This is a genomic window from Shewanella inventionis, from assembly GCF_019931735.1.
Classification (GTDB): Bacteria; Pseudomonadota; Gammaproteobacteria; order Enterobacterales; family Shewanellaceae; genus Shewanella; species Shewanella inventionis.
On sequence record NZ_CP082926.1, the window covers coordinates 3,098,918 to 3,114,096 of the forward strand.

Below are 15,179 nucleotides of genomic sequence, written 5' to 3' on the forward strand. Positions count from 1 at the left end.
ATGGATGGGTTTACCGCGTGTCATAGAAGTGATTTCATTGAGTATCGTTGCCGAACACCCTAGTTTTTTGAATTAGATACCATCTAAAATAGTACCCTACTTTAGTTGACTACTCATGAACTGGTGCAGGCGTAGCGCCAAGACGTTAGTGGCCGTAGACCATAAGTAAATAACCACAAAACAAAGCAAAACACCTGGATCCCGGCTCAAAAGCATTACCGGGACGACGTGTGAGTTGGGGCAATATTTGAGTTAAGACGACGAGAAACTAGCTACCAAGCTTTGTCAAAAAATGCGTTAGTGTAACTACAAACAAGGTTGAATCGAAGATACCCATACGGCGGATGTCATCGCGGCTATGACCTTCGAAAACATGGATGTTTTCGCAGAGCGCCCAGGGATGGGTTTACCGCGTGTCATAGAAGTGATTTCATTGAGTATCGTTGCCTAACGCCTTAGTTTCTTTGAGTTAAATGTTATAAAACATCCCTATCCAGAAATGCGTTAAATCTCTCAACTACAAACAAGGTTAAATCGAAGATACCCATACGGCGGATGTCATCGCGGCTATGACCTTCGAAAACATGGATGTTTTCGCAGAGCGCCCAGGGATGGGTTTACCGCGTGTCATAGAAGTGATTTCATTGAGTATCGATACCTATTGGTAAAACAAAACCACACACAGTAAATCCTGCACAAAAGTTCAAAGCAAACATGACACCTGGGATCAGGCTCAAAAGCCTTACTATGACGGCGTGATAGTTGGCATGGTGTGATAGTTGGGACGGTGTGAGAGTTAGGACCATGAGAAAGTAGCTAACATGCCTTTGTCACAAATAGTGTGAGTTAAATTTTATAAAAAAATTTAATTGGAACCATGATATTTTCAAATCTTTATTACGCTCGAACATCAGGTTAAAAAGTGCTTAATGAGTATCAAGCCTGTAGGTTTTTATTAATATTCAACTCACTCAAACAACTCACTTGCACAAAAAGAATTAAAATATTAACGAGATGGCACGCGGTAACAACTAAGCTCGGTTAAATTGAACAACTTAAACAAAAAGTGATAGTTCATTGCTGCCTGATTGATTGCTGTTAAAAATAGCCTGTTTATTTTGATAAGGATTGTAACGTTCAGCATTGATGTTTTGGCTGAATAACTTTTGCCCTGAACCAGATGTTGAACTGTGTAACTCATTCACTGAACCCGCTGCAGACGATCTAAGCAGTGAATCAACACTTTTATTGGCAGTTAGCCTTGATTGGCTCGCGGCAAGGGTTATTGCTTCTAACTGATTATCTGACGTTTTAGATGAATCTTTCATAAAAGGCGCTAATGGGTCACTGTTTTCTGCACGATTAAACAGATTCCCTAATTGGGTTAATTGCTCGCTATCTTCAATACTCATTACCGACTCTTGACGTTCTACCGCTAAGGCTTGTTTTGCCTCATTCATATTTTGCAATGCTTGAGCCGCAACACGAATATCAGCCATTGAAGGCTGAACAGGTGCCATAGCCGCTGCATACACCTTTTGCATTTTGTTTATCGTTGCTTGTGGATCGCCAGAAACAATTGACACATCGATACTCACCTCACCGTCGACAGCGTAACGCCTTCCATCGGGCCCCTTTTCATACTCATACCGAGGGCTTTGCGCATAACTTCCCCCCACTGCGGCATGGGCTTGCTCATGAGTTTTTACTTCAGAATCACGTTTAGCCAATTCAGCTATTTGCTGGGCTTCGGCTTGTTCAATTTGTTGCTGTTTTTGCTCTATTTGCTTACTAACTTGCTCACGTTGGTCAGTGTTTTTTTGCTCATCCTGAGTGTCTGCTTGTTCATCGACAACAGCTTGTGCATTATCAATGTCACTGACAGCCTGTGGCATAGCTTGATCAGCAACACTTTGGTTAGGCTCGCCAAATAAGGTAGGTAGCTCTGAATTGACTTGAGACAAACTTTTTGCGGCCTGCGTTACGGGTTGATACTCCTTTATTGCTGTGGCATTTATGTTAGTGAGTCTATTATTAACAGTGCTCCCCTGCCCAGGTTGTTGTAACACTGCGGCAATTGTCATTGGACCACTTTTTAGACTAAAACTGCCGGTGAGATTTACATTATCAACCGCCATTGCCGACTTGCCACCATCAACTGACGCAACAGAAACCTGCTGCCCAAGTAATTGAGCAGCGGGTTGAGAATGAGTCGTTAATGTAGAAGATACAACAGTGGTTGATTGAAGGTTTGATGACTTAGAAACAACAGTAGCAGAAGAATAACTCCCTCTGCCCTGTTGAATAGAAGGACTGACGTTAGATGTAGTTGCGGAACCGATTGCCGCGTTCATGGTTACACTTCGATATCAATCAAGCTGCCAATAGACTCAGAAGCCGCCTCAATCACCTTAGTCGAGGCCTGTGCTTGATTGACCGATTCAGTCGCCGATATTAAAGCCGTAGCAGTATTACTTTGTGATACTGCTTGCGAGCTCAACGTCACAGTGTCTTGTGGTACGGCTGGTTTTTGTTCATCAGGTGTGGCAACTGACGTGGTTGCTTGCGCTAAACCTTGTTGTGCACTTTGCAATCCCTGCATTCCTGAAGCATACGCTGATTGTACTTGCATCATTTGGCTCCTGATGTAAATCGTAAACCTAAAAATAAATTACGTATTTATTATTGCCTAAACCACCCAAAATGTACAGTTTTTAAACAGCAAAATTGCTCAGCTTAACTGGTTAACCAAGCCCCTTCCCAGTCTTTCCATAATGGATTGAAACCCCGTTGTTTTAGCGCTGAAACCACCTGGTCAACAGAGCGTTCATCACTAATTTCAAATTGATCAAGTTCAGTCTGTGGGTGTTGATATCCACCGGGCTGTGTTGAGCTACCCGCACTGATATGTGTAATGCCTAAAGGCAATAAATTATCTCGTAAATGGGGTAATTCACGTGTTGATAGACTGATTTCTAACTGGGGGTTAAATAATCGAAAGGCACAGATCATTTGCACAAGGCCTGCATCACTGAGCTCAACTTTAGGCTTAATCCCACCGGTGCAAGGCCGTAACCTGGGTAACGATATGCTGTAGCGGCATCGCCAGTAGTTTTTTTCAAGGTAATCTAAATGATGTGCCATTAGTAACGCATCTAAGCGCCAATCATCTAAACCTAAAAGGACACCTAAGCCAATTTTATCAATACCGGCTTTGGCAACCCGATCTGGAGTGGTTAAACGATTAATAAAATCTTGCTTTTTACCTCTGGTGTGATGTTTGGCATAGGTCTGTGTTCGATAGGTTTCCTGGTAAACCATAACCGCATCGACACCTAGTTTTGCCAAGAGTTGATATTCTGGGGTTTCAAGAGGCTGGATCTCAATTGCCACATGATTAAAATGAGCTTTCACCAGAGGCATAATAGCTTCAAAATAACTCGGGCCAACCTTGGTTTCATGCTCGCCAGAAACTAACAACACCGAGTCAAAACCTCTGGCTTTGATAATGGCTATTTCTTGAATTAACTCATCTTGATTTAATGTCTTACGTTTGACTTTATTGCTCATACTAAAGCCGCAATAATCACATTCATTGGCACATAAATTGGAAACATATAACGGGACAAACAACCCCACATTAGCCCCAAATCGCTGCCTTGTTATTGCAGCAGCCTGCTGCGCCATAGGCTCAAGGTAAGCCATGGCTGCCGGTGATAATAGCGCCATTAAACTGTTTAAATCCCCAGCGGGGTTTCGTAATGCGCGCTCCACATCTGTTGCGGTTGCTGAATATAAACTTAGCGATAATGAATCAGGGTTCAATTTAAAAAAAGTATCTGCAAATGTGCTCATCTACTTTCCCCTAAAAAACCCGTTAGTGGACTTGTTGCATAGGCTTGTTGATTAACAGCACCAAGTCCGGCCTCATAAGCTTGCCTACCAGCAATAACAGCCTGAGCAAAACAATGTGCCATTTTTTGTGGCTGGGCACTGCTTGCAATCGCGGTGTTTACTAGCACAGCATCTGCGCCCATTTCCATCGCACGGCACGCTTGTGACGGTGAACCAATACCTGCGTCAACAATAACAGGCACTTTTGCTTGCTCAATGATGATGTGCAAAAAGGTCTCTGTCGCCAGGCCTTGATTACTGCCAATTGGGCTGCCAAGAGGCATTAATGCAGCACAGCCAACGTCTTCTAAGCGCCGACACAAAACAGGATCAGCATGCACATACGGCAACACTGTATAGCCTTGCTCACATAAGGTTTGAGCAGCCAATAGCGTTTCGACAGGATCTGGCATGAGGTATTTAGGATCGGGATGAATTTCAAGTTTTACCCATTTGGTTCCTAACAATTCGTATGCTATTTGAGCTGCCAACACAGCTTCTTTAGCATTTCGTGCACCGGCTGTATTTGGCAACAGCTTAACCCCTGAACGTTGAAGCGGTGTCAGTAAATTATCGTGTTCAAGGTGTAAATCAATGCGCTTCATTGCAAGTGTTACCAGTTGCGAACCTGAGCTGGCAAGCGCCGCTAACATAATATCTTGGTGGCTAAATTTACCGGTTCCAGTAAACAATCTGGATGAAAATTGATGATCGGATATCGTTAACATACTAACCCCCAGCCACAGCAGAAAATAGGCTAATTCTGTCATGTGATTGGCATAGCACATGGGACCAGCGACTTTTAGGAACCACAGCGTCATTGACCACAATGGCGACCGAGTTAGGGCATATGTTTTTTAATATCAATAATTCAGATAAACAGATTTTAGCTGGGAGTGTTTCGTTCGTGCCATTAATTTCTACCAGTAAAAAAGACTGAGTATTAGCTATTATCATCGTGACTCTCCCAGGCTAAATGTTGTTGTGTAGCCGTGCAAACCTCACAATCTGGATCTTGAACCATTTGTGCGCTTTGCCAGACAAAAGCTTGCGCATCGAATCGATGTAGCTTGCCATAAGCCTTAAAAGTATTGGTGATATGCTGCACACCAAACAAAGCTTGTAAACTCGCGACTACCCCTACAGCAGGGCCTAACACCCCTTGTTGAGCGCAATGTTGAGCAAGGTGAATATCTGCCGGGTACAAACAACGATAACAACCGTATTGGTTATGATTAAAATCGATACAAAACACCTGTCCTTGATATGCACTTATCGCCCCACTCACTAGCGTGAGTTTGTGAGCAACGCAAATCTGATTAATTAGCTGCCTTGTTTCAATGTTATCTGTGCAGTCAAACACCACTGCGGCTGTCATTAAGCGCCTTGCCCAAACGTCAAGATGTTGATGGGTTAGTCGGTGAGCAAACACAGTTAACTTGATATTTGAATTAGCCTTAGCTAAGGCGCGTTTGGCGACATTAACTTTTAGCTCACCAAGATCAGAATCAACATAAAGTAGCTGTCTAGGTAGGTTTGACAAGGCTACAACGTCGTTGTCAATTAAGGTCATTGATTTAACCCCAGCGGCGGCAAGATACTGTGCAACCAATTGCCCAAGGCCACCCAGCCCCACAATAACAACGTGACTATTCATTATGGCAAGCTGCCCTGCCTCTCCAATATCGTGCAATAATATGTTGCTTGAATACTGCATATATTGCCGAGCTGATAAGGTATTCATACCGCCTCCTTAATCAAGGCTGAAGGAGTGCATGTGTGGCGACTTCGCGTGAGTTGCAACCAGGCATGATGCAACTCTCGATAGGCTTGTGCAGGATGCGTAGCCTGAGTTATCGCCCTCACCACAGCAACGTCACCGACCTCGCTTTGAGCCACATCGCTAAGGCAGGCTTTATCAATTCCACCAATGGCGACGGTAGGATAGTCTCGGCCAAAAAGACTCACATAGCGTGACAACTTAGCGATCCCCTGGGGTTTTGAAGGCATTTGCTTTGTGGTTGTTGGATAAATATGGCCAAATGCAATGTATGATGGCGAACATTGATGAGCCAGCAATGCCTCAAAATAACTATGGCTGGAGATCCCTAAGGCCATTCCAGCCTCTGCAAGCGCAGTGAGATTGGCATCAGCAAGATCTTCTTGGCCTAAGTGCACACCAAATGCATGGTGTTTTAGCGCCAATTGCCAATGGTCATTAACGAATAATTGAGCATTACACTCTCTGGCTAAGTGTATGGCTGCTTTAATATCAGTTTCTAGCTGCTCAATCGCTAACTCATCGTTTGCGTCAGTTAATTTGCGGCGAAATTGAACCGTTTTACAGCCCGCACTTAAAACCGCTTTGATTTGCGCTAAAGAGTTAAGCACAGGGTAAACACCCAGAGGCCCACTTAACGCAGCGAATGAGCGCTTGTTATCTGTAATATTATCTTGGTGATAATGGCCAATATGTGGCATTAAGGCTAAGTCTGTTGGCCAAGCTGTTCGCGCCAACACTCCTGGGCCTTGACCGACTGCATAGCTGTTTTGTAGCCCTTTAGTGACATAGGCTTTTGCAAGTACAACTGCATCATGAACCACAAAACCATGGGCGCTGAAACTGGCAATAGCCGACGACAATGTGCAACCACTACCATGATGATTAACCGTTGCAACTCTTGGACTTGTTAACGTAAACACCTGATTGTCATGATAAGGACTTGCCCCAAACACACGTTTTGTCACATACACATCCATTGCTTTATTGCCTTGCCATGGTGCATCACCGCCTTTGGCAACGACCTGGCATTGGTATGCTGTCGCTAACCATTGTGCCGCCAAAACCATGTTATGTTCATCATCATCGTGACTTGGTGAAGGTTTAGTTATCGTTACCGCTGAGCATAAACGAAATAACTCATGTTGATTGGGGGTAAGAACACTAATAAGCCCTGAAAATGGCGTAAAATCAATTTGATTAAATACATCACCACTACTGGCAACCATGACAGGATCTAGCACCACAACAGGTAATAGATTTTGTTGTTTGAGTGCACTAAGCCAGCTCGTAATAACATCAACTTGCTGTTGATTGGCTAGTAGGCCAATTTTGATGGCTGCTGGAGGCAGATCTGCCCATAAGGTGACTAATTGCGCCAACAACATTTTGGCCGAAATAGGTTCAACAAGATCTACGCTCACTGAGTTTTGAGCTGTAATGCTGGTAACAACACTACAGCCATGGCAACCCAAATCATTCATCGTTAACAAATCAGCCTGAATACCCGCGCCGCCACCACTGTCTGAACCCGCTATACTCCACACAATGGGGTTACTGCTATGGGGTTGATTCAATAGAGTTGATGTCATGATTGAACCTCTTTTGCCAAGCCAGAAAATGACACATCACTCATACTAGGCTGACTGCGCTGAGTCACCTCATGATAAAGCGACGAGCCAGTTGCTTTAAATTCAGCAGACTTTTGTGCCATCGCGTCAGTCTGATAGGCATTAGCTGACACCACTGAAATGGCTTGCGCTTTTGCACCATCAAGCAAACTGGCATATTCACGCACTTCTTGAGTGATTTTCATTGAGCAAAATTTAGGACCGCACATGGAGCAAAAATGCGCGACTTTAGCAGATTCTTGCGGCAAGGATTCATCGTGATAAGCACGAGCGGTGTCAGGATCTAGACCAAGGTTGTATTGGTCTTGCCAGCGAAACTCAAAGCGCGCTTTAGATAAGGCATTATCGCGTATTTGCGCACCTGGATGTCCTTTTGCAACATCAGCGGCATGAGCTGCAATTTTATAAGCAATTAAGCCTTGTTTTACATCTTCTTTATTGGGTAAACCCAGGTGTTCTTTTGGCGTAACGTAACACAACATTGCTACGCCATACCAAGCCATCATTGCCGCACCAATACCCGAGGTAAAATGATCGTAACCCGGTGCAATATCGGTTGTTTGTGGGCCTAGAGTGTAAAAAGGAGCTTCATCACAGTGTGCTAACTGTTTTTCCATATTGATTTTGATGAGCTGCATTGGCACATGCCCTGGGCCTTCAATAAAGGTTTGAACGTCATATTCCCATGCTATTTTGACCAGTTCACCTAGGGTTTCAAGTTCTGCAAATTGAGCTTCATCATTCGCATCTGCGATTGATCCTGGACGCATACCGTCGCCCAATGACAAGGAGACATCATATTGAGCACAGATTTGACAAATATCGCGAAAATGCTCGTATAAAAAGCTTTCTTTATGGTGGCTTAAACACCACTTAGCCATAATTGAACCACCCCTAGACACAATACCTGTCAAGCGTTTTGCCGTCATTGGCACATAACGCAACAACACTCCTGCATGTATCGTAAAGTAATCTACCCCTTGTTCGGCCTGTTCAATAAGCGTGTCTCGAAAAATATCCCAATTAAGTGCTTCTGCAACGCCATTCACTTTCTCAAGTGCTTGATAAATCGGTACCGTACCGATTGGCACAGGCGAATTACGAATGATCCACTCACGGGTTTCATGAATATAGCGCCCCGTCGATAAATCCATGACCGTATCGGCGCCCCAGCGGGTTGACCAAACCAGTTTTTCAACTTCTTCTTCAATTGATGAAGTCACTGCAGAGTTGCCAATATTGGCGTTCACTTTAACCAAAAAATTTCGGCCAATGATCATGGGCTCCGCTTCAGGATGATTAATATTAAGCGGGATAATCGCCCTGCCTCGTGCCACTTCATCACGGACAAACTCTGGAGTGATGCGTAGTCCTATTTGAGCGCCAAAGGCCTCTCCAGGAGAGTGTTGTGTGAGTACACTGTCTGTAACAGTTTCACGAGCCATGTTTTCTCTAATGGCAATGTATTCCATTTCTGGGGTAATAATGCCTTTTCGAGCGTAATGCATTTGTGTAACACACTGTCCAAGCTTTGCTCTGCGTGGAGCGTTAAGCACATCAAATCGCAGATGATCTAGGCCATCATCAGCTAATCGTTGCTGGGTAAACCTTGAACTTGCTCCATCAAGTAGTTCTGTATCTTGGCGTTCATCAATCCATGCTTGGCGAATTTTGGGTAAACCGTTGCGTACATTAATCTCAGCATTGGGATCAGAATAAGCACCTGCGCAGTCATATACCATGATAGGAGGGTTACCTTGTGTGATTGGCTGTTCATCTGTGCCGCCAATGATTGTATCGGTTTGAGTTATTTGCCTCATTGAGACATTAATATCTGCGCGGCTACCCGATAAGTAGACTTTTTCAGAGTTAGGATGTTGCAGTGGTTTTAAGGTATCAATAAATTGCTGAGCATTAGCTCGCGTTTGACGACGTGATGTTTGCGACATTAGCAACCTCATAAATATAAGTAGAGTTGCTTGCCTGGAGGGTGTTGATAGCAAAAGTAAACAACAAAATGCTTGCTGTTGTTTACGTCAATAACCAATTAAAAAATGAAAAAGCTGTGTAAAAACCTTGATAACCAACAATACTAGGAATTAAAGGTTAACTTACCGATTTATCGCACATTAATCATCTTCAAAAGTCATGATTATTACGCTTGTTTCCTTCGCAGGTTCTAGCCTGATCAGGTTCAACGGATCCCGAATAAACGGTCTCAGCCATAATGGCACTCCGACAAGATGTCACGCAGTATAAGCAAGCTTTGAGGGTAAAAACAAGCCCTATCTCACATCACACCGTTAAGCGATAGAAAATTGAAATACATACCGTCAATGCTCAGCCACACCTATCACCTACAGTCATCCTAAAGATCCACCATAGCGTTGACAGGTGCGGCAATTTGTCGCATTCCATCTATTTATTAGCAAGTTATAATTAATCGACAACTTATAAATCGATGATAATTATTCATCCTAAAAATGATTCGGTGATAATCTTGAAAAATAATAGCCAGCAAACTGTTTATGCTAATAACCGTACACACCTAACTTACTCACCAATCGCTTTCGCAATCATGGTGCTCATATCGCCAAATGCCTTGGCCAAACAAGCTAATATTATTATAGATACAGACATTGAGCGCCTTGAAGTTCACGGACAACAAACAACAAATAAAGATGTAGTAAACTCAGCTGAAAAGTTACTGTCAAAACAAGGCGTTGATTTTTCACAGGCAGGAGGCGTATCTGCTTTGCCCATTTTGAATGGTTTGATGGGCGACCGCATTAAAGTATTGATTGATGGCGGTGACATCACATCATCATGCGCGAATCACATGAACCCACCACTGTCATATACAGCGGCAAACCAAATCACTTTAACAGAAGTGATAGCAGGCGTGTCGCCAGTCAGTGCTGGCGGAGATAATATTGCAGGTGTTATTAATGTCACAAGCTTAAACCCGGAGTTTAACCAAACTGAGAAACTAAGCTGGCAAAATGGCAATGTGTCTGCCGGGTATCGCAGCGCAAGTGACACACTGCTGGCAAGTATCAACACTCAAATGGCCAGTAAAAACATCAGTTTGAGCTACCAAGGCGCCTATGAGGATGCAAACAGCTATACAGACGGTAATGGCCATAAGGTTCTAGACACGCTTTATCAAGCTCAAAACCATGCACTTATCGCGGCATGGCAAGATGAAACACAACAAGTAGCCCTTAAATTAACTCACCAACACATCCCGTTCCAAGGGTTTGCTAATCAGTATATGGACATGACCAATAACGACAGTTTTGGCGCATTACTTAGATATCAACAAACCCTAGAAAATGATGGCCTATTTAGCGCTCAAGCCAATTGGCACAGTGTCGAACATGAAATGGGATTTTTTACCGCAGAAAAAACCGGCATGATGCCAATGGAAACCTCAGGAAATGATTTCAGCTATCAGCTACATTGGCAATTACCTCTTAGCAACAACCGCACACTATTGCTCGGACAAGAATACTACCTGTACCAACTTAACGATAGCTGGCCAGCCATTGAAGGTTCTACCATGATGGGCCCTAACGACTACATCAATATTAACGATGGTCAGCGTAAGCGCGCGGCCGTGTATGGAGAATGGCAACAGGCCTTCAACAACCAATGGTGGATGTCTGCTGGGGTGCGTTACGAGTACGTGTCTACTCGCGCCGGTGATGTGCAAGCCTACAACACCATGAGTATGATGGGAATGACAAATGTTAATGCGCTAGCAGCTAGCGAATTTAATCAACTTAATAGACAACGAGACAATCAAATAATAGATGCGACCTGGTTGGTTAAATATCAACTAAATCATAACGAAACCATTGAATTAGGACTAGCGCGAAAAAGTCGAGCACCTAATTTGTATGAACGTTACAGTTGGGGCCAAAGCACAATGGCAACAACCATGATAGGCTGGTATGGCGATGGCAACGGCTATGTAGGGAACCCAGATTTAGTAGAAGAAACCGCCCACACAATAAGTGTAGGTTACACTCTTACAACAGAGGATTATTCAGCCTCTGCCACAACCTGGTATAGCGACATAACAGACTATATTGATGCCGATGTTATCAGTAGCTTCACCCCATCTAATAATCACACACGCAACATATTAGAATTTAGTAATGTCGACGCCGCATTATTTGGCGCGAGAATGGATATCAGCTATCAGTTAACTGAAAAAGACGATGGCAACTGGACAATCACATCCAATATCAGCGCCGCTCATGGTGAGCGAAACGATACCCATACCCCTTTGTATCAAATTAAGCCATTACAAACAGAGTTAGCCATTGCCCATCAATTGGGACATTGGAAAAACAGCTTAAGCTGGCAATGGGTTGCAACCAAAGAGCGAGTTGACAACAATCGCCTCGAAAACGTTACTGGCAGTTATTCTCTGATTAACTTTACCAGCACGATTGAATGGCAAAACGTCACCATGACAGCTGCAATCAATAATCTACTTGACCATTACTATCAACTGCCTCTTGGCGGGGTCAGTATTGCCAACTATAAACAAGATAACACTCAAGGATTTGAACAAATGGCAGGTACAGGGCGATCTATCGACCTTAGTGTCAGCTATAAATTTTAGCCAACACACTGTAATTCAGTTTTAAAATGGCAAGTGAATGACAGCCTAACCTTATTAAAGGCTGACGAAAACTTATAACACTAGTCGTGTCATATCAGCAATATAAAAAGCCTCTACAACAATGTAGAGGCTTCGTTATTTGGCACAGCGGACGCTGATGTTGTAAGAGTGAACCCACGACGCTCTGCTATCTTCCACCTAGCTATCGAGCTAAAAGAATAAATAAAAAAGACCAATAAAAAAGCCCTTACATTTCTGTAAAGGCTTCGTTATTTGGCACAGCGGACGCTGATGTTGTAAAAGTGAACCCGCGACGCTCTGTTATCTTCCACCTAGCTATCGAGCTATCTAAATATCTAACTATCTAACTAACTATCTATCGAGCTAAAAGAATAAATAAAAAAGCCCTTACATTTCTGTAAAGGCTTCGTTATTTGGCGTAGCGGACGCTGATGTTGTAAGAGTGAACCCGCGACGCTCTGTTATCTTCCACCTAGCTATCGAGCTATCTAACTAACTATCTATCGAGCTAAAGGAATAAATAAAAAAGCCCTTACATTTCTGTAAAGGCTTCGTTATTTGGCACAGCGGACGCTGATGTTGTAATAGTGAACCCGCGACGCTCTGTTATCTTCCACCTAGCTATCGAGCTATCGAGCTATCGAGCTATCGAGCTATCTAAATATCTAAATATCTAACTATCTATCGAGCTAAAAGAATAAATAAAAAAGCCCTTACATTTCTGTAAAGGCTTCGTTATTTGGCGGAGCGGACGGGACTCGAACCCGCGACCCCCGGCGTGACAGGCCGGTATTCTAACCAACTGAACTACCGCTCCAAAACGGTTTGTATACACTTAATAAAAATAACAACTTTTCAATTATCTATTTTATTAAGTGCAAACAGTTACTTGATTGGCGGAGCGGACGGGACTCGAACCCGCGACCCCCGGCGTGACAGGCCGGTATTCTAACCAACTGAACTACCGCTCCACTCAAGTGCGATGAATAATAAAGTTGTGATAATTAATCGTCAACTGTTTTTTAATTGTTTTGACTCGATTAGCTAAAAAACAAACAGAAATTAGTTTTTAGTACAAAATTCAAACATTAATCTGATAACACAGAGAAGATTAATGTTTATCGTCAGGCATAGTTAAATCGATGTCATCTAAATCTAAGCTTTCAAGTTGACTTGGCTCAGCCTTTTGTTCTTTTGGCGGATTTTGTTTTAAGCGTTCTTCAGCTGCGGCCATTGCTTTAGCTAATGTTTGACGCTTACGCCACACCACAATCCCAATAATGCCGACAATAAATAACACACCATTGACCACAATAATCCAAAAAATAGCATTATCTTTAGCTATTTGCTCTTCTATTGCGGCTTGTTCGGCAGCTTGCTCAGCAAGTTCTTCAGCAGTTGGTCCTGGCTTGGGCGGCTCAATTAAATTAAAAAACATCTCAGGCAAATGAAGTACAATTTCTCGCCCTTCTACAGTAGTGGAAACAACACTGCCTTTGACTCGGTAACTCCCATATTCAGTCACTTTAGGTAAATACAATATCTGTTCTGCACTGGTCATGTTTTGCAATGAAATAGGTACCTGTAAACCTGCTGGGCCGACAAGTTCAAACTCAAAATGAGTTTCTGCAAGTAAAACTTGGCTTTCATCTACGGTTAACTGTATCTGCCAGATACCCTTTAGTGGATCATTATTGGGCACCATTTCAGCGGTAATAGGCTGTTTCGATAACTTAAATGGCATCACATATTCACGCTCAAACACGTTGTTGCGTGCTGTGACGGTCAACGTATAGTGACCTGTGGGTTGTTCAAGATTTTGGGCGCCGGTAAATATTCCATCATCAGGCGCTTCATCTAATTCTTCACCATTGTCTTTATAAGCCCCAACAATAATGGTGCCTGTGGCAAAATTATCATCTCCAGCAATATGTTGACTGGTAAAACGCGAAGTCCATTCAACCATGTATTCTAAGCCTGGCATTCTCATGGTTAAATTGTCGCCCAGCAATCTGGCTGTGATCTTAAGACGCTCACCCTGAAACAGTGGTTGTGGCAAGGGTTGTACTTCAATGTCGAGTTTAGAGATTTTTTGAATAGTTGAGCCTTCAGTTACTTGCCCAAGTAACTGCCAAGGACCTGGCATGGGGTTTTCTATTTGGATCATGTCTGCAGAAATGCCATCAACCCATTTTACATTTTGCGGATGACGTGTTGAATACCATTTGCTTCCATCAGGTAACACCACAACCACTGGCGCAGAACCATAATCGCGCTGTATCACTAACGTTAAGCTTTCCACCATATAATCAATACGAAATCGATTTTTAAGCTCAGCGGCAAGTGAAGCCTTAACGGGGGCCGCCAATGCACTCGATTGCCAAGCCATAATCGGGCTTAGTAATAATAAAACAACTAAGGTAATGTGACGTGAAAGGCTAACAATCATAAAGGTGGGATTACCCTCTCCAAAGACATTTTCCAGACTTGGCAATGAGGTCAAGTCGTTGTTCGTGTAATACTAATTCATCGGCCGTAGCCCCAACTACTTTAAGATTAAACGCTGCTGTGTCGATTTTTTTTATCCCACCCGCTTCTTGACCGGCCTTTTCATTAGACAAATTAAACTTAATTTGTCCACCCGTCATAATTAAGTATACATCAGCTAGAATTTCAGCATCTAGCAATGCTCCGTGATAGGTTCTACGACTATTATCGATACCGTAACGCTTACACAAAGCATCAAGGTTATTTTTTTGCCCTGGATGCAAGCGCTTGGCAATGGCTAAACTGTCTAAAATAGAGCAAATATCTTTGGTTTTAGGCCCGACAGGATTGAGCTTAGAAAACTCATGATCCATAAAGCTAACGTCGAAGCTTGCGTTGTGTGCAACAATTTCAGCACCATCAATGAAGTCTATGAAATCTTGAGCGATTTGATGAAACCTAGGTTCATGTGCAACACGCTCATTAGTAATACCATGCACCTGAATGGCTTCTTCATCAATAGCTTGGCCCGGATTGATATACTGATGGTAAGTGCGTCCCGTTAATCGGCGGTTAATCACTTCAACACAACCAATTTCTATAATTCTATGGCCTATATAAACTGGACCACCAGCCTGATTCATACCTGTTGTTTCGGTATCGAGAATAACTTGGCGACTCGCACTTGAAATAATGTTCATAATTTTTACTCTTTAAGCCCTCGCCCCTA

11 protein-coding genes, 2 tRNA genes and 1 riboswitch are annotated in these 15,179 nt (G+C 43.2%); of the genes, 1 reads left to right on the forward strand and 12 read right to left on the reverse strand.

Going from position 1 to position 15,179, the window contains the following annotated elements:
- Positions 1 to 1,055 precede the first annotated feature (1,055 nt).
- From K8B83_RS13700 to thiC, 8 genes are all read right to left on the reverse strand, one after another.
- The gene (locus K8B83_RS13700; RefSeq protein ID WP_223417436.1) at positions 1,056 to 2,354 is read right to left on the reverse strand and encodes a putative metalloprotease CJM1_0395 family protein; all 1,299 of its coding nucleotides are present in this window, start codon (positions 2,352 to 2,354) and stop codon (positions 1,056 to 1,058) included.
- A 2-nt stretch (positions 2,355 to 2,356) separates the two neighbouring features.
- Positions 2,357 to 2,632 (reverse strand): chemotaxis protein, encoded by a 276-nt coding sequence (locus K8B83_RS13705; RefSeq protein ID WP_188737082.1) that lies wholly within the window; start codon positions 2,630 to 2,632, stop codon positions 2,357 to 2,359.
- 104 nt (positions 2,633 to 2,736) lie between these two features.
- The gene (thiH, locus tag K8B83_RS13710) at positions 2,737 to 3,855 is read right to left on the reverse strand and encodes a 2-iminoacetate synthase ThiH (RefSeq protein ID WP_223417437.1); all 1,119 of its coding nucleotides are present in this window, start codon (positions 3,853 to 3,855) and stop codon (positions 2,737 to 2,739) included.
- Positions 3,852 to 4,622 (reverse strand): thiazole synthase, encoded by a 771-nt coding sequence (locus tag K8B83_RS13715; protein ID WP_223417438.1) that lies wholly within the window; start codon positions 4,620 to 4,622, stop codon positions 3,852 to 3,854. The genes thiH and K8B83_RS13715 overlap by 4 nt, the downstream gene beginning before the upstream one ends.
- A gap of 1 nt (position 4,623) precedes the next feature.
- Positions 4,624 to 4,851: a sulfur carrier protein ThiS gene (gene thiS / locus K8B83_RS21740; RefSeq protein WP_223417439.1), complete on the reverse strand. Its 228-nt coding sequence runs from the start codon at positions 4,849 to 4,851 to the stop codon at positions 4,624 to 4,626.
- Positions 4,838 to 5,638 (reverse strand): HesA/MoeB/ThiF family protein, encoded by an 801-nt coding sequence (locus K8B83_RS13725; RefSeq protein ID WP_223417440.1) that lies wholly within the window; start codon positions 5,636 to 5,638, stop codon positions 4,838 to 4,840. The genes thiS and K8B83_RS13725 overlap by 14 nt, the downstream gene beginning before the upstream one ends.
- The gene (locus tag K8B83_RS13730; RefSeq protein ID WP_223417441.1) at positions 5,635 to 7,266 is read right to left on the reverse strand and encodes a bifunctional hydroxymethylpyrimidine kinase/phosphomethylpyrimidine kinase; all 1,632 of its coding nucleotides are present in this window, start codon (positions 7,264 to 7,266) and stop codon (positions 5,635 to 5,637) included. Before K8B83_RS13730 ends, K8B83_RS13725 begins: the two co-directional genes overlap by 4 nt.
- Entirely contained in the window at positions 7,263 to 9,254 is a 1,992-nt protein-coding gene (gene thiC, locus K8B83_RS13735) for a phosphomethylpyrimidine synthase ThiC (RefSeq protein ID WP_223417442.1), read from the reverse strand. Before thiC ends, K8B83_RS13730 begins: the two co-directional genes overlap by 4 nt.
- Positions 9,255 to 9,453: 199 nt before the next feature.
- Positions 9,454 to 9,553: riboswitch (TPP riboswitch) on the reverse strand.
- Between the two features lie 330 nt (positions 9,554 to 9,883).
- Between thiC and K8B83_RS13740 the strand changes: the two genes are divergently transcribed.
- Positions 9,884 to 11,941, forward strand: coding sequence for a TonB-dependent receptor plug domain-containing protein (locus K8B83_RS13740; protein ID WP_223420068.1), 2,058 nt, complete (start codon positions 9,884 to 9,886; stop codon positions 11,939 to 11,941).
- Positions 11,942 to 12,702: 761 nt separating this feature from the next.
- Here the strand turns inward: K8B83_RS13740 and K8B83_RS13745 are convergent.
- The 4 genes from K8B83_RS13745 to dnaQ all read right to left on the reverse strand — a co-directional run bounded on the left by K8B83_RS13745 (position 12,703) and on the right by dnaQ (position 15,150).
- A tRNA-Asp gene (locus K8B83_RS13745) sits at positions 12,703 to 12,779 on the reverse strand.
- A 77-nt stretch (positions 12,780 to 12,856) separates the two neighbouring features.
- Positions 12,857 to 12,933, reverse strand: a tRNA-Asp gene (locus K8B83_RS13750).
- 140 nt (positions 12,934 to 13,073) lie between these two features.
- Positions 13,074 to 14,411, reverse strand: coding sequence for a TIGR03503 family protein (locus K8B83_RS13755; RefSeq protein ID WP_188736935.1), 1,338 nt, complete (start codon positions 14,409 to 14,411; stop codon positions 13,074 to 13,076).
- A 10-nt stretch (positions 14,412 to 14,421) separates the two neighbouring features.
- Positions 14,422 to 15,150: a DNA polymerase III subunit epsilon gene (gene dnaQ / locus K8B83_RS13760; protein ID WP_188736938.1), complete on the reverse strand. Its 729-nt coding sequence runs from the start codon at positions 15,148 to 15,150 to the stop codon at positions 14,422 to 14,424.
- Positions 15,151 to 15,179 lie beyond the last annotated feature (29 nt).